Genomic DNA, 19,182 nt, shown 5'->3' with positions numbered 1-19,182 from the left:
GTGAGGGTTACGGCGGTCATAGCGGGCGGGGTCCACCCGGTCCCATTCCGAACCCGGTCGTTAAGCCGCCCAGCGCCGATGGTACTGCCCTGTGGTGGGGTGGGAGAGTAGGACACCGCCGTACACATGTGTGAGTGGGGGTGGAACAACCGTTCCACCCCCACTTTTCTCTGCGTTAAAACGAATACTGGACCTACAGAATTCGGCTTGCAGGACGAGGCAGGAGTTCCGCCGTCGCTGCACGGCCACAGGCCCCTGGGAAGAAAACTGGGGCGACGAGGGCTCAACAGGTCAACCTGCGCATGCGGACGGATCTGTTCCCGTTCCGCCGCCACGCTCGACCAGGCCGGCGTTCAGGACGCCTGGTGGTTGTCGAGTGTCTCCGAGCCAGCTCGGTGGAGAATCCCCGAACCACCGGTCTGCCCCCCAACCGGAATCGCAGGCCTCAACGAGAGACGGGCCACCCTAACTGGCGCTCATGTCTCTATGGGGAACGTTTCGATGGATGCGACCCGGGAAAAGAACCGACCACAAACCAAGAAAGGGGTGTCAATCCTCTTCGGAATCCACCCCCGCAGGCACCTCGAGCAACTGGCGCACCAGCGCTATGAACTCTTCATCGCTCATCGCAGCCCAGTCCACATGCTCGTTCATGATGACGCGGTTCCCCGAATGCAAGATCAATAAGCATGTGTCTGGCTGAGAAAATAAAAAGAACTGAGCGACGTTCTAGGACATCTCATCTCATTCTCGGGATTTACTGGTCTGACCTGCGAATACGGGCTCAAGCAGGGTCACATCCGCCGTTGGATGGCGGCACGGCACTCGGGGCAACGGCACCGCTTGTTGTAGCCGGTGACGGTACCGTGCGGCAGAGCAGGGTCACGTTCCGCCATGAGAGTGGCGTCGAGTTGGTCCCCGAACTCGCGGAGGACACGTGCCGCGGCGAACACGCGTTGTGGAGTCGTGCCCAATTCGCGTGCGGCGTCGTCGAGGTGAATCCCCTTGCGGAGCTTCGCAATCAGCCTGGAGCGCGTAGACGGGGGGAACTCCCTCTCCGTCGCCTCAATCACCTGCTCGACGTCATCAATGGGGTAATTCATCGGTTTCCTATGAGTGGACGGAAGCTTCGATGTCCTCCTGACTCAACCGCATCGTACGCGGTCTTCAGATCGAAATCATCGCTTTCTCCCTAAGGAGAGAGTGGCGAGCATAACCAATACGTTCCCTGACACAAAGATGAATATTTCTGGGAACGCATTGCCTGTAGCTCACCGTAGCGATTCCGGTTTATCGCGTCAGAGTTTGCGTGATTTCCCGGGGAAAACCGCGCAGCCTTCCTGCAGCTTCACTGCTTGGAACCGCCGGTGTACCGCTGGAAGTCTCAGGATTTGCCCGCGGGGCTGGACGCGGCATGCCTCAGGCCGGCAGAGTCGGCCACGAGCGCCTTCCCGAAGAGTGCCGGGTGCTTGAACAGGCCTGAGGCTCCGAAACCCTCGTGAAGCCACGCCTGGACAGCAGGGGAGGCGAGCCCGGTGCTCGCCGAGTACGACGTCGGGCCGCACTCCGACTCCTGCCGGAGCAGCGCCGCTGTGCTGCGTCGTGGGGCAGGCTGCCCGCACACCAGGGCATCCCGTGATGGACGGGGAGGAAAGCCGGAGGACACGGCAGCCAGATGTGAGTCAACCGGTATTTGGTGTCCTAGTGTGGCCAGGGGACGGTCGCAATCCCGGTCTCGTTTACCGGCTTTCGAAGACGATAATGAAAAAATCAAGGAGTGGCGGCAGGCGCGTCACCGTACGCTATTCAAGGTGACAGTGCTGTGAGGTTGCTAGGCTGCTGAAGAGCAACCCATAAAGCGCTGTAAAGACGCCTTAGGCCCGGTTTGGCGGACCCGTGGACGGGGACCGACCTGTCGGCTGTGACTCATCAGCCTGGCCTAGGGCTGTGCGTGAAGTCTCGTTCTCAACATCCCACAAGAAAGTAAAGGGGTCCTCACCGTGAACGTGAAGAAGATCCTCGTCCTGGTGCTGGTGGCCCTCGGAGCGTTCGCCATCTACCGCAAGATCCAGGCTGACCGCGCCGAGCTGGACCTCTGGACCGAGGCCACGGCGGCTAACGAGAGCTGAGCGGAGACATCACCGGACTCCACCGACAGAACCCTGGCGCTGTCCTCCGGTTGTTGGACCACCGGTTGCCCACCCGAGGCGAAAGAGCGGTATGCTCTTCAATCGTTGTTGTAGAAACATGCGACAATGAGTATGTGCCGAGGGGCCATAGCTCAGCTGGCAGAGCGCCGGTTTTGCATACCGGAGGTCAGGGGTTCGACTCCCCTTGGCTCCACAGCAGCAGATCAGAACTGGGACGGAGACCTCCCCGGAGGTCTCCGTTTCGCATGTCTAGGCCTCGGCACAGTGCCCTCAAGGGGCGCGTGAGGCCCAGCAGCGCCGCTCCTCTGCCCGTTTCACGGCCTTGGCCAAGCCACGTGCTCCTACAGGGGGTATGCGGTCTTCCTCTCTCACCGAGCCGGCTCCAAGCGTCTAAGGGAGTGGACACCGCCCATCCGCGGGGTCTTCGCGGGGCAGCAGTCCTCCCCTGCCCGCTGGGACGAGTCGCGGCCGCCAACGGCACAGCGGGGATAGGCGGCTGCTCGTCCTCGCCTGTGACGAAGACCCGGTGCGGAACCCGCGGCGTCGCGTGGAACGTTTCCTTGAGGGCGTGCGTCTGTTGGCCACAGGCGATACTTCTGATGAGCCGCCGGTGACAGAAGTGCGTATCAGGGGATTTTCAGGGAAATCCCGCTGGCGCAGAGTGCCGCATCCCCTGAACGATAGAAAGAGACACACAGACTTCACGCAGCGGAAGAACAGCCAGAGGACACCCATAGAGCGCGGCAGGGAGTGAACGTGGCCGTGAGCAATCCGACACCTCCAATCCCCTCTTATGGGGGACGCCCCGTCCCGCCGTCCCAGATGCGCGTTACCCATGCGGAACGTGACCGCATCGCGGAAATGCTCCGGGATGCGTACGCGGAAGGACAGCTCGACGAGGAGGAGCTCGACGAGCGGTTGAGCCGGGCGATGAAAGCGAAAACCCGGGGAGACTTGCAGCCGCTGGTCGCCGACCTGTCTCTTACCCCCGCTTCAGCGGCAGTCCCGCACCCCGTGCAGCAAGGGGAACCGACGAAGGAGGAGCGTCTCTGGGCGGCAGGCGGTCACCTGTCGGGGTACTTCCTCCCCGTCCTGGGCCCGCTGATCGTGATGCTGGTCAAAAACGGCTCCCCGTACGCGCGTACCCAGGCGATCCGAGCGCTCAACTACCACCTGAACTTGCTCATCGCCACCGTGCTGGCGCCGTTCGCTATCTTCCTGCTCGTCACGATCCCCATCTACCTTTTCTTGTTCCTGGGGTGGGTCTTCCTCCCGCTGGTCGGTGGGGTGGCCTCGCTGATCGGAAGCAACTGGAAGTATCCGCTCACCATCGACATCGTCAAAGAGCATCCCCGCCCCCCAGAAACGCCACCGCTTCAGTGAAGGCAGTACGAACGCTGGGCCCCGCATCGTGCGGGGCCCAGCGTTCGTGGACGACACAGGGACGGTGGTTACTGTTTGATCTGGCTGTTCAACTCGCTCGAGGTGGACCCGGTGGCCGCAGCCTCGGGGGGTGCTGCGGTCTCAGCGGCTTCGGGGCTGTCCCAGAGCTTTCCACGGGTCTGGCGGGCTCGCGCAGCGAGCTGCTGGCGGGTCTGACGCACCTGCTCCCGGGCGTTCTCCAGGTGGGCGTGCCACTCGGCGTCCTGGGCGGCCTGGCGCAGCCGCAGCACGGCGTACACGGTGGCGAGGCCGAGGACTCCGGCACCGACGTAGACGAGCGCGCGCGGCAGCTTACGGCGCGGAGGGGCGGGGGCAGGGTCCACTTTCTGCGCGGCGGTGCTCAGCAGTTCGGCGACGCGGGGAGCCACGGTGTCCTCCACGCGCTGGGCCGCGCTATGGAGCCGGGGAGCGGTCCACCCTCGGGCCTGTTCAATGCGCTGGACTGCGGCCTCTTTGGCTTGCGCGGCGTAGGGGGCAAACCGTTCTGCCTGCTCCCGGGCTACCTCCTGTAGACGGCTCAGGGCCTCCTCGGCTCCCTTCTTGGTCTGTCCACGCTGCAACACGATCGACACGTGGTCCTCCTTTGGTTCGCAGGCTGCTCGGTGCCCTCCCCCCGAGCAGGACGTTCTATACCTGAGACGTCAGTCCCGAAGCTTTCGACTCGCCCGTTATCGGGGTGTTATCTCAACATACGTGGTTGATCGTGGCCAATCACGTGTTGAAGGTCGTGTCTGAAGTCTCTTTTTCCGCTGGCGGACCGGACGGGGCAGTAATGGGGGAGCTGAACGGGCGGTAACGTGTCAGGGGTAAGCATCCGCAACGGAAAGGTATTCGGGTGTCCGACACCAAGGAGCTCTTCGCTCGGCTGAACACCACCAAGGGCACGATTGTCGTCAGGCTCTTCCCCGACAAGGCGCCGGAGACGGTGGCGAACTTCGTCGGGCTCGCCGAGGGAACCAAACAGTGGGTGGACCCCCGCACGGGACGGCCGACGACGAGCAAGCTCTACGACGGCACGGTGTTTCACCGGGTCATCAAGGACTTCATGATCCAGGGCGGCGACCCGCTGGGTAATGGACGCGGTGGCCCCGGATACAAGTTCAACGACGAGATCCACCCGTCGTTGAAGTTCGACCGCCCTTACCTGCTGGCGATGGCGAACGCCGGCCCGAACAGCAACGGCTCCCAGTTCTTCATCACTGTGACGCCCACCGACTGGCTCAACGGCCGTCACACGATCTTCGGTGAGGTTGTCGAAGGCAGTGAGGTGGCTGTGGCGATCTCCGAGGTCGCCACCGACCAGATGGACAAGCCTTTGGAGCCGGTCGTCCTCGAGTCCGTCACGATCGAACGTAGGTAGGCGAAGCGGTATGAGCGCCTCTCCCAGTTCTGAACCGACGTCCCAGGCGGTCCCGGTCTGCTACCGACACCCGGGGCGCGAGACCTATGTCCGGTGCCGCCGGTGCAACCGGTACATCTGCCCGGACTGCATGCGGGAGGACTCGGTCGGGTTCCAGTGCGTGGAATGCGTCGCTGAGGGGAACCGGAGTGTGCGAGAGGCGCGCACCGTCTTCGGGGGCAGGATCATCGCCAAGCCCTATGTGACCTGGGCGCTGCTGGGGCTGATCGGTGCAGTGTTCGCGGCCCAGGTCGTGTCCTCGGGCGGTCTCGTCCGGCTCGGCACCACCGCTGATCCGCTCGTCTACGAGTTCGGGATGTGGGGCGGGGCGGTCCTGGCGTGGCACCAGTGGTACCGCCTGCTCACCGGGGTGTTCCTGCACGGCGGCCTCATGCACTTGGCGTTCAACGGGTTCGCGCTGTACGTGCTGGGGCCGCAGTTGGAGCGGTGGCTCGGCCACCTGCGTTACGCGGCACTGTGGGGAGTGAGCGCCCTCGGCGGGTCGGTGCTTGGACTGCTGGTGCAGCCGACAGTGATGTCGGTGGGGGCGTCTGGGGCGATCTTCGGACTGTTCGGCGCGGTCTTCGTGTTCGGTAAGCGGCTCAGGTTGGACACCCGGTTCATCCTGGGCCTGCTTGTCGCCAACCTGTTGATCACCTTCCTGGTGCCGGGGATTTCCTGGACCGCGCACATCGGCGGTCTCGTGAGCGGTCTGCTGCTGGGCTTGGGGTATGCCTACCTTCCGCCGAAGGCGGGCAGGGAGAGCAAGCCGTGGCAGCGCGCGCTCTGGCACGGAGGGGTCACCGTGGCCTACCTGGTGCTGCTGGGCGTCGCGATAGCGGTGGCACCGATCGCGTCGCTGGGGTGAGGCGCGGGCCGCCGGCTGGGGTTCGTCTTTGCGACGGTGTGGCCTGCTATGCCGGCTGTGCTGCCGGGAAATCCGTGTGGTGGCGCTGGAACCAGCCTGTGGATAACTCTGTGGATAACCTTGTGAATAAGTTGTGGATAAAGCTCACAATATCCCTGCTGAGCTGGGAAAACAGCGCCACTTATGTCCTGTGGACAATCAACGCCAGCGTGTGGAGACGATCAGCGCCATGATGATGCCGCTGAACCCGATAGCCAGGTTCCAGTTGGGCTGCTTCTCCAGGAACGAGACCGGGATGAAGTTGCCGATGATGTAGTAGGTCCCGATCCACAGGATGCCCAGGACGAAGAACGTCAGCATGACCGGGAGCACCCAGCGCCCGCCGATCTTCGGCTGGGGAGCCGTCGGGGGTGGCGTGTAAACAGCCTTCTTCTTGCGAACGCGAGACTTGGGCACGGTCGCTGCTCCAAATACAGGTGATCGAAAGATACTCCGAGACGGTACGCAGTCTACGGCACAACCGGACGTGCGGGCGAATACTTCTCACGACGGACCGTTATCGACGCTGGTGGGGGCCGTACGATCCGCGGATCGTACGGCCCCCGGCGTCAGTGGTCAGTCTCCCTCACCGCGCCTGCTGAACGGGTTCCATTCCTCCATGTCCGGCGGGAACGGTGGGAAGGGAGTCTCGTCGCCCGGCGAGCCCGGATCCGGCGGGGTCGGCGGCTCCGGTCGCTGCGGTTCCTTGGCGAAGGTCACCGTGACCGTGGTGCCGCGCTCCACCTTGGTGCCCGCCTGCGGAGACTGGGCGATCGCGGTCCCCGGGGTCGCGTCGCTGGTCTCCTGGGTCTGCGCCTCGAGGGTCAGACCCAGCTCGGCGAGCCGTTCCCGGGCCTGGTCCTCGTTCATGCCGGCGAGGCTCGGCACCTCGACCTTGGTGCTGGCCTTGGCGACCACCAGGTTGACCTTGGTCCCCGGCTCCACCTCGGTCCCCGCCTTGGGGTCGGTGGACAGCACGGTGCCTTGCGGCTCGTCAGACTCTTGGTGGGTGATCTCGCCGCGTGCCAGGCCGGCCCGGTTGATCTCCCCGAGCGCGTCCGCCTGGCTCATCCCCACCAGGTCAGGCATTTCAATCATCTCCGGTCCACCGGAGATGAGAATGGTGATCTCCGTGTCCGGCGGGACTGTCTCCCCGATCTCCGGGTCGGTGCCGACCACCTTTCCCTCTTCAATCTCGTTGCTCGGGGTCGGCTCGTCGGCGACTTCGATGTTCTCGAAGCCTTTCTCCTGCAGCGTCTCGGTGGCCTCCTCCACCGACATGCCCGCCACGTTGGGGATCGTGATGTTGTCGGTACCCGGGTTGAACAGCAGCCAGCCGAGGAACGCGGCGGCCGCCAGCACTGCGGTCCCCAAAAGCACCCACAGCACCTTGTTTCCGCTGCCGCGGCGACGGTCCTCGTCGTCGTACGGGTAGTCGTCGTAATCGTCGTAGCCGTCGTCCCGGGTGGGGGGAAGCGCGGTCGTCGCCCCGTCGTTCGCCGCGGAGAGCGCCATCGTGCTGGCCGCGGTCGGCATGCCTTGGAGGCCGCGCTGGATGTCGGCGCGCATCTCCTCCGCAGTCTGGTAGCGCTGCTCGCGGTCCTTGGCCATTGCGCGCAGCACGATCGCTTCGATCCACTCCGGGATCTCCGGGTCCAGCTCCGTCGGCGGGATCGGCTCCTCCCGCACGTGCTGGTAGGCGATAGACACCGGAGAGTCGCCCACGAACGGCGGACGGCCGGTCAGCAGCTCGTACAGCACGCAGCCGGTGGAGTAGATGTCGCTGCGGACGTCGACGCGCTCACCGCGTGCCTGCTCCGGGGAGAGGTACTGGGCGGTGCCGATGACCTGTGAGGTCTGCGTCATCGTGGCCTGGGCGTCGTTCATGGCCCGGGCGATGCCGAAGTCCATGACCTTGACCTCGGCCTGCCGGGTCAGCATGACGTTGGCCGGTTTGATGTCGCGGTGCACGATGCCTCGGGCATGGGCCGCCGCCAGGGCTCGGAGGATGCCGTCGGTGATCTCCAGCGTCCGCTCGGGCAGCAGACGCCGGTTGTCCTCGAGCAGCTCCTTGAGGGTGCGCCCGTCCACGTACTCCATGACGATGTACGGGATGGGTACGCCGTCGATCACGTCCTCGCCGGTGTCGTACACAGCGATGATCGACGGGTGGTTCAGAGAGGCAGCGGATTGCGCCTCCCTGCGGAAGCGGGCCTGGAAGGTGGGGTCCCGGGCGAGGTCTGAGCGCAGGGTCTTGACGGCCACCAGCCGGTCGAGACGGAGGTCACGGGCACGGAAGACCTCGGCCATGCCACCCCGCCCAACGGGGGCCTCAAGTTGGTAGCGGCCACCAAGGAGCCGTGGCTGAGACATGTCGTGAACTGTTCCTCACAGTCGTGAAAGGACCTGAGCGGCCGTCAGGGCGGCGTGGAGCCTCGCGACTCCTCACCGGTGCCTCCGGTGGGACCGCCCGGTGCCGCACCGCCGCCATCCGCGTCGTCCTCGTCCGAAGGGCCACCGGGTTCCTCCCCGGGATCGGGTGTGGAGTCGGCGCCGTCCCCGGGTGGGGAGGGGTACTCGGACTGTGGAGGCGTCGTTGGTTCTGGGTGCGGGGCCGGCGAGTAGCTCTCCTCCGGCTCGTCGTTGAGCGGGGGAAGCTGACCGCCGGGATTGTCTGGGACAGGGGTCTGCGAGTCGGTCGTTATGTTCTCTGTTGTGTCGGGGGATCGAGAGAGTGTCGGGACGACCGACCGATGACTGGTTGGAGCCCCATTGGTACCAGGTTCCTTCCCCAGCAGCCCGACCAGGAAGATCCCCACCGCGACAGCTCCGACGGTTGCGATCAGAGCGAACACGACGGGTAGGTTCAGGCGGCTGTTCGGTGCTGCAGATGTCTCGGCAACTCTATCCGAGTCCTTGCCTTGCGGGGGAGGCCACGTCTGAGCTTGAGCGCCCGAATGCGGGCTGTCAACGGGGGTGCTGTCCCCGGTAGGAGGGCCGGGCTGGGCGGGGACCACTGCGGTGGCCGCCGTGGCCGACACCAGTCCTAGCGCCTCGGTGGCGTCTCCTCCGTTGAGTGCGGCGCGGAGCCGCTGGGCCCACTGGGATACTTCGGCAGCAGACGAGGGGCGCTCCTGCGGGTCTTTGGCCAGCATGCACTCCACTAGTTCCCGCACCGCGGGCGGCACGCTGTCCGGCAGGGGCGGGGGAGGCTCCCGGGAGTGGGCGAGTGCCAGCGCCAGCGGAGTGTCCGCGGTGAAGGGCGGGTGGCCCGCCAGGCACTCGTAGGCGACGATGCCCAGCGCGTAGATGTCCGACAGCGGACTGGCGGGTTTTCCCGATACCTGCTCCGGGGAGATGTACTGGGCAGTGCCCATCACCATGCCGGTCTGGGTGAGGGTCACTGACTCGTTGCCGCGGGCAATACCGAAGTCGGTGAGCTTCACCGTGCCGTCTTCGGTCACCAGCAGGTTGCCCGGTTTGATGTCGCGGTGGATGACCCCGTTGGCGTGGGCGGCGGACAGCGCCTGGGCGGCTTGGTCCACCACGTCCAGGGTGATGTCGGGGTCGAGGCCTGGGTTGCGTTTGATGATGGCGGACAGCGACTCCCCCGTGATCAGCTCCATGACCAGGAAGGAGAAGCCGTCCTGTTCGCCGTAGTCGTAGACCTGGGCGATGTTCGGGTGCGACAGCGCCGCAGTGATCTGCGCTTCGGTGCGGAAGCGCTGTTGTGAGACCGGGTCACTGACCTGGGCAAGGTGCAGGAGCTTCACTGCCACGGGGCGGCTGAGCAGTATGTCGGTGGCCCGCCACACTTCGCCCATGCCGCCCACGCCGATGCGCTCGTCGAGGCGGTACCGGTCGACCAGTACCACCCCGGCCCGTGAACCAAGTCCGCGCTCAGGGGTCTCACTCACCGTTGATCACTGCTTCCATGATCGCTTTGGCTACCGGAGCCGCCAGAGTGCCACCGCTGGCGTTACCGCGCTCGATGACGACCGCCACCGCGACCTGGGGGTCGTCAGCGGGAGCGAAGGAGATGAACCAGTTGTGGGTGTCGCCGTCGCCGACCTCAGCGGTACCGGTTTTCCCCGCTACTTGGATACCGGGGATCGCCGCGGTTTTGCCACTGCCTTCGTCTCCTTCAGTGACCAGGATCATGGCCTGGGTGAGCTGTTCGGCAGTGTTGGCGCTGATTGCTTCGCTGAGCACCTTGGGGGTGGTGGACTCGATCTCGGACATGTCCGGTCCGAGAATCTCTTGGACGAGGTAGGGCTGCATGAGGGTGCCGTCGTTGGCCACCGCGGCTGCGACCATCGCCATCTGCAGCGGGGTGGCCTGCAACTGGCCTTGCCCGATGCCCATCTGGGCGCGCAGGTTGTCGTCGGGCTCCAGCGGTGCGGAGCTTTCCGTCACCCGGACGGGGATGTCCATCGGGCCGGAGTTGAACCCGAAAGCGGTGGCCTGCTCGTGCAGGGCTTCAGCGCCCAGTTCGATGGCCCAGTTCGCCATCGAGGTGTTGCAGGAGATCTCGATCGAGTGCGCGATCGAGTCGGGTGCCCCGCCGTTGCACGGGCCGCTGAACGCGTTCGGGAGCTGGCTGCCGCCGATCTGGATCGACGCGGGCGCGTCAATAGTGGATTCGATGGTGTGGCCGTTTTCCAGGGCCGTGGCGGCGGTGACGATCTTGAACGTGGAGCCGGGCGGGTAGAGCTCGTTGAAGGCCCGGTTGAGCAGGGGCTGGTTCTTGTCGTCGGCCAGCTTGTTCCAGTTCTCCACCGAGGTGTTGACGTCGCTCAGGTCAGCGACCGAGTTCGGGTCGTAGGTGGGGATGGAGGCCGCGGCCAGCACCGCGCCGGTCTTCGGGTCGAGGGCGACGGCTGCTCCCCGGCCGTTGGTGGCGTACGCCTTCAGCCCTTCCAGGGCTGCCCGCTGGGCGTCCGGGTTGAGGGTGAGGACGACGGAAGCACCCTGGGGCTCGGTTCCGGTCAGCATGTCCAGGAAGTTGCGGACCATGAGGCTTTCGTCGGAACCGTCGAGGTAGGAGTTGTGGGTCTGTTCGATACCGAAGTTCCCCATCGGGTTGAACACGCCCACCGGGTGCGCGTACAGCTCCCCTTCAGGGTACTCGCGCTGGTAGTACTCCCCGTCCTCGTTGTAGGTGGAGGTGGCGATCTGTTCGTTGCCCACCACGATTGGGCCGCGCGGCAGGGAGGTCCGTTCGGCGACGTCGCGCCGGTTGAACTCGTGCTCGCGGAGCCAATCGGCTTGGAACGCCTGGATCCAGGTGGTGTTCAGCAGCAGCACCCCGAACAAGGCCAGGGAGAACACCGCGAGTCTGCGAATGGGCTTGTTCATCGGGAGATCACCTGGGTCGCACCCTCGTCCTGGATGGCCACGGGGGCCGGTTTGCGGGCGTTGTTGCTCATCCGGACCAGTAGGGCGAGCATGATCCAGCTAGACAGCAGGGCTGAACCACCCTTGGCCACGAAGGGGATGGTGGCACCGGTCATCGGGATGACGCGGGTGACGCCGCCGATGACCACGAAGCTCTGGAAAGCGATGAGGAAGGAGATGCCCGAGGCGAACATTTTGACGAACAGCTCTCGGGAGGCGAGGGCGATGCGCATGCCGCGCTGGGCGAGCAGGGCCAGCGCCAGCAGCATCACCATGAGACCGGTGAGCCCGAGCTCCTCGCCGAAGGCGCTGAAGATGAAGTCGTTCTGCACTTCGGGGACGTGGCCGGGCTTGCCGCCGCCGAGTCCGGCGCCCAGGATGCCGCCCTCTCCCATGGCGAACAGGCCTTGGACGAGCTGCTGGCTGTTCTGCCCGGCTTGCACGCAGAAAGCGTCGGCGTTGTTGGCGATGACCTCGTCGGTGCAGAACACTTCGGGGTTGAAGGCGTCCAGCCAGGTGACCACGCGGGTGCGGAAGTGGGGGACCAGCGGGTACAGCATGACGCAGGCCCCGAAGAACGCGGTCAGGCCCAGGATGATCCACGAGGAGCGCTGCGTGGCCACGTAGATCATGGCGAGGAAGGTGCCGAACAGCAGCAGCGAGGTGCCCAGGTCGTTCATGAGGATGACCAGGACGATGATGCAGAAGCCCCACATGACTGCCATCGGCGCCGTGTCGCGCATCCGGGGCAGGTCGAGCACTTTGACCCGGCCGATTTTCAGCGGCTTGCTGACCAGTGAGAGCACGTCGCGCTTGGTGACCATGTAGCCGGAGAGGAAGATGACCAGCGCGATCTTGGCGAACTCGGACGGCTGGAGGCTGGTGATCCCCAGGTTGATCCACTGGCGGGCACCGTTGATGGTCATGCCCAGGCCGGGGATGAGGGGGAGCAGGAGCAGGAACACCGCGGTGAGCGCCGTGATGTAGGGGTAGCGCTGCAGGACGCGGGGTTCTTTGAGGAAGTACACGATCGCCGCGAAGACGACCAGGCTGGCAGCGGTGAGGATCAACTGGTCCATCGCGCTGCCTCGCGAAGTGTCGCCCGTGGCTTCGAACAGGCGCCACAGCATGGCGATGCCCAGTCCGTTGAGCAGGGTGGCCAGCGGGAGCAGCAGCGGGTCGGCGTAGGGGGCGAAGAACCGGATGAAGACGTGCGCGAGCAGCGCCAGCCCGCCGAACAGCCCGCCGTACAGGAAGAGGTTCGGCGGCATTTCACCGTTGCGGGTCAGGCTGGCTTCAATGAGCGCGAACAGCGTGATGCCGATCGCGAACAGCAGCATGACCAGTTCGGCGTTGCGCCGTTTGACCGGCGGCAGCGCGGCCGACAGTGCCTCGCTCATTGCTGGCCTCCATTGCCCTGCGCGTCGTTCGCCCGCTGCTCCGCGTCGGTGGCGGGGGTGGGGGCGGAGGGTCCTCCTGCTGGTGTGTCCGTCGTCGTGCCCCGGCTGGGGGTGACCGGCGGCTGGGGGTCGTCGTCGGCGTCGTCGAGGCCGCAGGAGGCAGGGTCACGCTGGCAGTTTTCGAAGGTCTCCCGTAGGGCAGCGACCCGCTCTTCGGCCTCGCTGAGGCTGTCGACGGTGATACTGCGCTCAACCGACTCGCGTTCGGTGACGGGGAGCCCGTCGAGGGGGATGCCGGTGCGCTGCAGTTCAGTAGCCAGGCTATAGCCCGCGATGTCGGTGTTGATGCCTTGGTAGATGGCGACTTCGCCGTCGGGGCTCGCCCCCACGAAGTACTGGCTGAGGAGGAATTGGCGGCCGAAGTAGAAGCCCACGCCGGCCACGACGGCCACGATGATGAGGAAAGTGACCACCATCGGCCACCAGCGGCGGGTGCGGGGCGGTTCGAAGTCGTCTTCCTCCGGTTCGTAGGGGGGGATGCGCTCCATTTCGGCGGTGTCGCCAGCGTTGGCGGTGGTGGCGCGGGCGAGTTCCTGGGCGCGTCCCGCAGGGGTGTCAGAGGGGGTGAAGAAGGGTTCGCGGCGTTGGCTTGCCGCGCCAACCACGGTGGGGGTAGCGGTGGGCCCCACCGGGTCGATGGCGGTGTCGATGACGTCGGCGACGACCGCGGTGATGTTGTCGGGTCCGCCGCCGCGGCGGGCGAGTTCGATGAGGCGGGACGCCGCATCTGCGGGGGTGGGAGCGCTGGCGAGGGTTTCGTGGATTGTTTCTTTGCTCACCACACCCGACAGGCCGTCGGAGCAGAGGAGGTAGCGGTCGCCGACTTCGGCTTTCCACACGGAGACGTCCGGGTCGACGCGGCCTTGGCCTTGGATGGCGCGGAGGAGGAGGGAGCGTTGGGGGTGGGTGGCGACCTCGTCCTCGGTGATCTTGCCTTCGTCGACCAGGGTCTGCACGAGGGTGTGGTCGCTGGTGATCTGTTTGAGCTCGTTGTTGCGGAGCTGGTAGGCGCGGGAGTCGCCCACGTGAACGAGGACCATGCGGGAGCCTGACCACAGCATGGCGGTCAGGGTGGTGCCCATGTTTTCGAGGTGGGGCTCTTCGATGACCTTGCGGGCCAGTGCCTCGTTTGCTGCCGCGACAGCTTCCTGGAGGGCTTTGACCATCTCGCCGCTGGGGATGTCCTCGTCGAGAGGCATCAGCGAGTGCACGGCCAGGGAGCTGGCGATTTCGCCGCCCGCGTGACCTCCCATCCCGTCAGCCACGACCAGCAGGTTGGGGCCCGCGTAACCGGAGTCTTCGTTGCCCTCTCGCAGGCAGCCGACGTCGGAGTACGCCGCGTAGCGAAGTGCGATAGTCATTTGCGTAGTTCCAGAACGGTCTTGCCGATGCGAATGGGCTGTCCGATGGAGACGGGCTGGGGACGGGTCAGGCGGGACTGGCCGAGGTAGGTGCCGTTCGTTGAACCGAGGTCCTCGACGATCCAGCGGCCGTTGTCGGGGAAGAGCCGGGCGTGGCGACCTGAGGCGTAGTCATCGTTGATGACGAGCGTGGAGTCTTTGGCGCGGCCGATGATAATCGGCTGGGAGGTGAGGTCGATACTCGTCCCGGCGAGGGGGCCTTTGACGATCACGAGGGAGCGAGGTTCGTTGCGTCGCCTGCGTGCAGGGCGGGCAGGCCTGGGGCGTCCGGCCTCTCGGCCGCGGGCGGAGCTGCGTTTCTTGCTGGTGGCCGGGCCGAACAGGTCGGTGCGGATCACTCCCACCGCCATGATGATGAACAGCCACAGCACCGCGAGGAACGCGAGCTTGATCAACAAGAGAGTCAACTCGGACATTGCAGTGCTCTTCAGCCCCTGTCGTGCTCCGGCTGGGTCAGCGGTGATGGCTCCGCCAGCGCATGCTGTCGCGTTGAACCGTGTCTACCGCCTCGGAAGCCAGGTGAACCCATTGGACCCGGTTATTGTGCCCGATTGAAGCGGTATTCGGAATAAAGTCTCGGTCGGGGGATAGGTCATTCTCACGGGTGTAGCTATGGAGGAAGACCCGCTCCGTCGCGTAACGTTGCGGGTCTCGGTTCCGTTCAGTTGTTTAGTCCCGCCGGAAGGTCATGGTGGTTCTGCCGAGGCTGATCCGGCTGCCGTCCACGAGGCGGGCCCGTTGGACCTGCTGGCCGTTGACGAACGTCCCGTTGGTGGAGTTCAGGTCCACCAGGATGGCCTCGTTTCCTTCCAGCCGGATCTCGGCGTGGTGGCGTGAGACCCCGTTGTCCACCAGGCGCAGGTCGCAGTCGGTACCCCGACCCAGGAGCGTCACCTCGGAGGTGAGCTCGTAGGCCTGCTGGGCTCCCTGAGCGGTGAGGGAGCCGTCGGCTGCTGCGCCGCCGGGCGACAGCAGCAGTCGGGGACGTCCTGGAATCACGCTACCGCGGCGGGGATGGTCGGTGACCGGTTTGATGATTTCGCCGTCCTTGACAGTGTCTCCGCGGATCACCGCGGAGCGAACCCGGAAGCGACCGGTTTGGAGGTCGTCGGCCGTCTCGAATCTCACCCGCACGGGACCAACGAACGAGTAGCCTTGTTCGGTTGCATACTCGCGGGCGAGTTTGGAGAGTTCCTGGCCGAGGTTGTCGGCGTAGACGGCGAGGCGCTCCCTGTCGGAGGCGGAGAGTTCCACGACGAAGTCGTTAGGGACCAGGGTGCGGCCTTGAGCGACGATCGCGGCGCGTTCGTCCATCTCGCGTTGCACGTTGCTGGCGACCTCGACGGGCTGGAGCTCCGACTTGAAGGCTCGCGCGAAGGTGCCTTCGATCATCCCTTCGAGCCGGCGCTCGAAGCGTTGAAGCACTCCCACGAGGTACCTCCCTTGACTCCACGTCCCGATGAGATGATCGTAACCGGGCTAAGGCCTCTTTTGCTTCACTGGACGGAGTCGTTACCAAGTGACCGGTGAAGGAGAAAAGATGCACGGACTCCTCTGAGACCGTGCTAGCCTTGAGGCACACCGCGGACAGGGATCCCGAACCCGCAGGGTCAGGGCACTGTCAACGGCGGATACAATGGCAATGAAATGCCACTCGGGCGGGTGGCGGAACGGTAGACGCGCACGGTTCAGGTCCGTGTGTCCGAGAGGATGTGAGGGTTCAAATCCCTCCCCGCCCACAAGCGGCCCCGGCAGTGCCGGGGCCTTGTTCTTTTCCGACGGCTACGGGTCGAGGAGCGGGGCGAGTTGCTCCCATCGGGCGATTTCGCAGCCGTTGGTGCGGGAGAACTCGGCGTTGACGTCCGTGTGGTCGATGCGTCCTCGCACGGTGGCGGTTTCCGGGCCCCCGTAGACGAGGATGCAGGGCTGGTCGGCGGGAACCGGTTCGAACACGTCGGTGCCGGCGCGGTCGAGGGCGGCGCAGGCTGCTGCAGGGTCGGGGTGGGTGCCGCCGGCTGGTCCACAGGTGAGCGTCCACACGTCTGGCGAGGGCTCGGCGCGGGGCGTGGGGCTGTCCTCGACGGCGGAGAAGCGTTCGATGGTCAGTTCGGTCTGTGGCTGCGGGGAGACGCCGGGTGTGGTGGCGGGCGGCGAGGTGTCGGTGGCGGGGCTGCAGCCGCAGAGCAGGATGCAGACAGCGGTGACCGGGATTCCCACGGCGGCGGTAACGAGACGGCGCATACTCTGTCAAACGCGTACGAACGGGATAGGGTTTCCGTTTGCTACTGATCGTGATCTTCTCAGTGCGGAGAGGGGTCTAGGTGTCCGGTGTCAGCATTCCGGTGGTCGAGGTGAGCGCGGTTCCGGAGAACGGCTACCTGCTCGACGTGCGCGAGGAGGACGAGTGGCGGGCAGGGCACGCGCCTAACGCCGTCCACATTCCGCTGGGGCAACTGGCGGAGCGCGCCGCGGAGATTCCCAAGGACACCCAGGTGTATGTCCTGTGCCGGGTCGGTGGACGCTCCGCACGTGCCGTCCAGGCCCTCAACGAGGCAGGGTGGCGGGCCGCGAACGTCGCTGGGGGGATGAGCGCCTGGGCGCTGGCGCGGCGTCCCATGGTGAGTGAGACGGGAGAGCCTCCGGTCGTGCTCTAGGCGGGCTGCACGAGCGCTCAGCGTGGGGGCCGCTGCGGCGGCCCTTTCCTGCTGTCGGAAGGGAGACGGGATCGCCCGCAGGAGAGGAGTGCTGCGGGCACGGCACGCCGGCCTGTGCCTGGCTGGAGGGCGTGTCCGCGGCTGTCGTCTTGGTGTCGCGGCGATTTTCTGTTCTGGTCTTCCCACGGTGGGGCGGGCCTGTAGGCGGCCCGCGGTGTCTCCGGGCGGCGGCAGAGCCGCCGCAGTCGCGGACAAAAGCCTCGTATGCCCGTCGACCAGGAGAAACGCAGATGAGATTCACATTACAGTGCGTTTCCGACCCTACGGGCGTCTCGGATGGGAGAGTAGAAAAACCTGGCTGGGGGTGCGGACATCAATTCGGCAGTCGAGGACCGCGGGGGGGATACCGCCACGGGCACGCGGGTTTCCTGGAAAGCCGAACCGGGCATCCCGCACCTGGTGGTATTCAGGGACGGCGTCGCGCGCTGATCAGCCGAGAACCAGCACAACCAGGAGACGGGTAGGGTCGCTGCCCCGGGAGAGCAGGGCGGCGGGCGGGCCTTCGGAGAACTGAGGAGTGGGGACGTGTCGCGGGCCGTACTGTTGCCATATGCGTTGTCGAGCGTCGCCGTTGCGCGCCGATACCTGTGCGCTGACCTCCGTGCTGCGGGGATTGCTCGGTCGCTCGTGGACGATGCTGCACTTGTCCTCACTGAACTGCTGGTCAACGCGCTGCGGCATGCGAGCCCGCTCCCCCCGCCGTACCCGCCGAACCGGGTCCGGGTGGCGTGGCGCTTGGTGTGTGCCGAGGACCAGGAGAGCCAGGAGGACGGCGGCCACTGGGTGGAGATCGCGGTGAGCGACGGGGGCGGGGAGACCCTGCCGCGGGTAGCGGGGCCGTCGGTTTCGGCCCGGGGCGGCCGCGGTTTGGGCATTGTGCAGCAGATATCCGCGAAGTGGGGCACGGAGCTGGATGCGAACACCACCACGGTGTGGGCGATGATCGACATTCCAGTGATCGCGGTGACGGAAGCCGTTGCAGAATGCCGCGTGCCTCCTCGGCATGACGCTTCACCGTGTTTGCGCCGGTCAGCGCGGAAAACGCACGGGAAGGAAACGGTAGGGCGAAACACCGTTCGGGCGCTGGCCGAGGTCGGCCTCCGGTCGCTACAGTCAGCCCTGTGGAGCTGAAGATCTCAAAGAAGTATCGTCTAGATCACGTAATAGTATCCGTTTGTGGGGAGATTGACCTGTACACCGCGCCGGTGCTCCGGGGGGAACTCGCCGACGCGGTGGTGTCCGGTGGGAAGACCGTGGTCGACCTGGGCGAGGTGGAATTCTGCGACTCCACCGGCCTGGGGGTGCTCCTAGCGGCGCTCAAACAGGCACGCGGAAACAACGGCGACCTTGAACTCGCAGCTCCCCGACCCGCAGTCCGCAGGATTCTGCAGATTACCGGTCTGGACGAGGTCTTCACCATCCACGAGTCCGTCGACACTTTCGTGGCGACTGCTACGGGAGTCGCCACCTAGCCGGAGAGCAGCCATGGCATCTACCAGGGGACCGGGCCGGGTCGCCGCCGTCATCCCTGCCAGGAACGAGCAGGAGCGGATCGGCGCCACAGTGCGGGCGGTGCGCGCCTTGCCCCACGTGGACCTGGTCGTGGTCGTGGACGACGGGTCCCGCGACGAGACAGCGGCCGTGGCCCGTGCCGCGGGGGCCCGCGTGTTCCGGCATGCCCGAAACAGGGGCAAAGGCGCGGCCATGGAGACCGGTGCGGAAGGGGTCCGCGGCTATGAAGCGGACGAGCGGCGGTCCGGCGCTGACGTGGCCCCCCGGCACCTGCTGTTCGTGGACGCCGACCTTGGGGAGACCGCTGGCGCGGCCGCGGCTCTGATCGAACCGGTCTGCGCGGGGGAAGCGGACATGACGATCGCGCGGTTCCCGGCCACCCGGCTGCGGCTCGGCGGGCACGGCATGGTCGTCCGACTGGCCCGCGAAGGTATCCGGCGCGCCACGGGGCGGGAGATGGAGCAGCCGCTCAACGGGCAGCGCTGTATGACCCGGCGTGCTTTCGACGCGGCCAGCCCGCTCGCCCCGGGGTTCGGGGTGGAGACCGGGTTGACGATCGACTTGCTAAGCCGCGGGTTCCGGGTGGTGGAAGTGGAAGTGCCGATGGAGCACCGTGCCACCGGCACCGATCTCCGCTCCCAATTGCACCGGGCCCGCCAGTTCGTCGACGTGGCCCGCGCTCTCGCAGTGCGGGAGCTGCGCGGCGTACGGGCGCGGAGAGCGCGGGCCGATCTTCTAGGGCGGATAGCGAACGAACAGGTCCAACGAGCGGAGTAGCC

At 65.9% G+C, this 19,182-nt stretch carries 19 protein-coding genes, 2 tRNA genes and 1 rRNA gene; 11 read left to right on the top strand and 11 right to left on the bottom strand.

Annotation, left to right across the window (positions count from 1 at the left end; all coding sequences use genetic code 11):
• Window positions 1-8 precede the first annotated feature (8 nt).
• Window positions 9-124 (top strand): 5S ribosomal RNA (rrf, locus tag CW348_RS09985).
• 670 nt (window positions 125-794) lie between these two features.
• Here rrf and CW348_RS09980 read toward each other — a convergent pair.
• Complete coding sequence (locus tag CW348_RS09980; RefSeq protein WP_011293491.1) at window positions 795-1,103, bottom strand: hypothetical protein; 309 nt, start codon at window positions 1,101-1,103, stop codon at window positions 795-797.
• A 903-nt stretch (window positions 1,104-2,006) separates the two neighbouring features.
• On the opposite strand from CW348_RS09980, the gene CW348_RS09975 reads away from it, so the two are divergent.
• The 3 genes from CW348_RS09975 (at window position 2,007) to CW348_RS09965 (ending at window position 3,533) form a co-directional block, all read left to right on the top strand.
• Window positions 2,007-2,129 (top strand): DLW-39 family protein, encoded by a 123-nt coding sequence (locus tag CW348_RS09975; protein WP_218016133.1) that lies wholly within the window; start codon window positions 2,007-2,009, stop codon window positions 2,127-2,129.
• Between the two features lie 141 nt (window positions 2,130-2,270).
• A tRNA-Ala gene (locus CW348_RS09970) sits at window positions 2,271-2,343 on the top strand.
• A gap of 629 nt (window positions 2,344-2,972) precedes the next feature.
• Window positions 2,973-3,533 (top strand): DUF1707 and DUF4870 domain-containing protein, encoded by a 561-nt coding sequence (locus CW348_RS09965; protein ID WP_011293488.1) that lies wholly within the window; start codon window positions 2,973-2,975, stop codon window positions 3,531-3,533.
• 68 nt (window positions 3,534-3,601) lie between these two features.
• Here CW348_RS09965 and CW348_RS09960 read toward each other — a convergent pair whose 3' ends face one another.
• The gene (locus CW348_RS09960; RefSeq protein ID WP_104613132.1) at window positions 3,602-4,165 is read right to left on the bottom strand and encodes a hypothetical protein; all 564 of its coding nucleotides are present in this window, start codon (window positions 4,163-4,165) and stop codon (window positions 3,602-3,604) included.
• 263 nt (window positions 4,166-4,428) lie between these two features.
• On the opposite strand from CW348_RS09960, the gene CW348_RS09955 reads away from it, so the two are divergent.
• Together CW348_RS09955 and CW348_RS09950 are read left to right on the top strand one after the other, a co-directional pair.
• A complete protein-coding gene (locus CW348_RS09955; RefSeq protein WP_011293486.1) occupies window positions 4,429-4,953 on the top strand; it encodes a peptidylprolyl isomerase in 525 nt (174 codons plus the stop codon).
• Window positions 4,954-5,143: 190 nt separating this feature from the next.
• The gene (locus CW348_RS09950) at window positions 5,144-5,860 is read left to right on the top strand and encodes a rhomboid family intramembrane serine protease (protein WP_338010685.1); all 717 of its coding nucleotides are present in this window, start codon (window positions 5,144-5,146) and stop codon (window positions 5,858-5,860) included.
• 198 nt (window positions 5,861-6,058) lie between these two features.
• Here the strand turns inward: CW348_RS09950 and CW348_RS09945 are convergent, their stop codons facing one another.
• The 8 genes from CW348_RS09945 to CW348_RS09910 form a co-directional block, all read right to left on the bottom strand.
• Window positions 6,059-6,316: a cell division protein CrgA gene (locus CW348_RS09945; protein ID WP_038042970.1), complete on the bottom strand. Its 258-nt coding sequence runs from the start codon at window positions 6,314-6,316 to the stop codon at window positions 6,059-6,061.
• 159 nt (window positions 6,317-6,475) lie between these two features.
• On the bottom strand, window positions 6,476-8,272 hold the full coding sequence (pknB, locus tag CW348_RS09940; RefSeq protein WP_011293483.1) for a Stk1 family PASTA domain-containing Ser/Thr kinase: 1,797 nt from the start codon (window positions 8,270-8,272) through the stop codon (window positions 6,476-6,478).
• Window positions 8,273-8,316: 44 nt separating this feature from the next.
• Window positions 8,317-9,816, bottom strand: coding sequence for a serine/threonine-protein kinase (locus tag CW348_RS09935; protein WP_104612694.1), 1,500 nt, complete (start codon window positions 9,814-9,816; stop codon window positions 8,317-8,319).
• Window positions 9,809-11,257: a penicillin-binding protein 2 gene (locus CW348_RS09930; RefSeq protein WP_011293481.1), complete on the bottom strand. Its 1,449-nt coding sequence runs from the start codon at window positions 11,255-11,257 to the stop codon at window positions 9,809-9,811. Before CW348_RS09930 ends, CW348_RS09935 begins: the two co-directional genes overlap by 8 nt.
• Complete coding sequence (locus tag CW348_RS09925) at window positions 11,254-12,696, bottom strand: FtsW/RodA/SpoVE family cell cycle protein (RefSeq protein WP_011293480.1); 1,443 nt, start codon at window positions 12,694-12,696, stop codon at window positions 11,254-11,256. The genes CW348_RS09930 and CW348_RS09925 overlap by 4 nt, the downstream gene beginning before the upstream one ends.
• Window positions 12,693-14,117 (bottom strand): Stp1/IreP family PP2C-type Ser/Thr phosphatase, encoded by a 1,425-nt coding sequence (locus CW348_RS09920; protein WP_011293479.1) that lies wholly within the window; start codon window positions 14,115-14,117, stop codon window positions 12,693-12,695. The genes CW348_RS09925 and CW348_RS09920 overlap by 4 nt, the downstream gene beginning before the upstream one ends.
• Window positions 14,114-14,593 carry an FHA domain-containing protein gene (locus tag CW348_RS09915; protein WP_011293478.1) on the bottom strand — a complete coding sequence of 160 codons (480 nt, stop codon included), beginning with the start codon at window positions 14,591-14,593 and terminating at the stop codon, window positions 14,114-14,116. Before CW348_RS09915 ends, CW348_RS09920 begins: the two co-directional genes overlap by 4 nt.
• 253 nt (window positions 14,594-14,846) lie before the next feature.
• On the bottom strand, window positions 14,847-15,608 hold the full coding sequence (locus tag CW348_RS09910; RefSeq protein WP_011293477.1) for a DUF3662 and FHA domain-containing protein: 762 nt from the start codon (window positions 15,606-15,608) through the stop codon (window positions 14,847-14,849).
• 225 nt (window positions 15,609-15,833) lie between these two features.
• Here CW348_RS09910 and CW348_RS09905 point away from each other — a divergent pair.
• A tRNA-Leu gene (locus CW348_RS09905) sits at window positions 15,834-15,916 on the top strand.
• Between the two features lie 43 nt (window positions 15,917-15,959).
• Here the strand turns inward: CW348_RS09905 and CW348_RS09900 are convergent.
• Window positions 15,960-16,418 (bottom strand): SSI family serine proteinase inhibitor, encoded by a 459-nt coding sequence (locus CW348_RS09900; RefSeq protein WP_016187940.1) that lies wholly within the window; start codon window positions 16,416-16,418, stop codon window positions 15,960-15,962.
• A gap of 80 nt (window positions 16,419-16,498) precedes the next feature.
• Between CW348_RS09900 and CW348_RS09895 the strand changes: the two genes are divergently transcribed.
• The 4 genes from CW348_RS09895 (at window position 16,499) to CW348_RS09880 (ending at window position 19,180) form a co-directional block, all read left to right on the top strand.
• Window positions 16,499-16,831 carry a rhodanese-like domain-containing protein gene (locus CW348_RS09895; RefSeq protein WP_011293475.1) on the top strand — a complete coding sequence of 111 codons (333 nt, stop codon included), beginning with the start codon at window positions 16,499-16,501 and terminating at the stop codon, window positions 16,829-16,831.
• A 585-nt stretch (window positions 16,832-17,416) separates the two neighbouring features.
• Window positions 17,417-18,022 carry an ATP-binding protein gene (locus CW348_RS09890; protein WP_258076859.1) on the top strand — a complete coding sequence of 202 codons (606 nt, stop codon included), beginning with the start codon at window positions 17,417-17,419 and terminating at the stop codon, window positions 18,020-18,022.
• A gap of 2 nt (window positions 18,023-18,024) precedes the next feature.
• Window positions 18,025-18,363, top strand: a complete 339-nt coding sequence (locus tag CW348_RS09885) for an STAS domain-containing protein (RefSeq protein ID WP_370492689.1) — start codon at window positions 18,025-18,027, stop codon at window positions 18,361-18,363.
• Window positions 18,364-18,376: 13 nt separating this feature from the next.
• A complete protein-coding gene (locus CW348_RS09880) occupies window positions 18,377-19,180 on the top strand; it encodes a glycosyltransferase (protein WP_011293471.1) in 804 nt (267 codons plus the stop codon).
• Window positions 19,181-19,182: the final 2 nt, after the last annotated feature.

This window comes from Thermobifida sp. (assembly GCF_017577275.1).
GTDB lineage: Bacteria > Actinomycetota > Actinomycetes > Streptosporangiales > Streptosporangiaceae > Thermobifida > Thermobifida fusca.
This window is presented reverse-complemented; position numbering and strand designations above follow the sequence as displayed.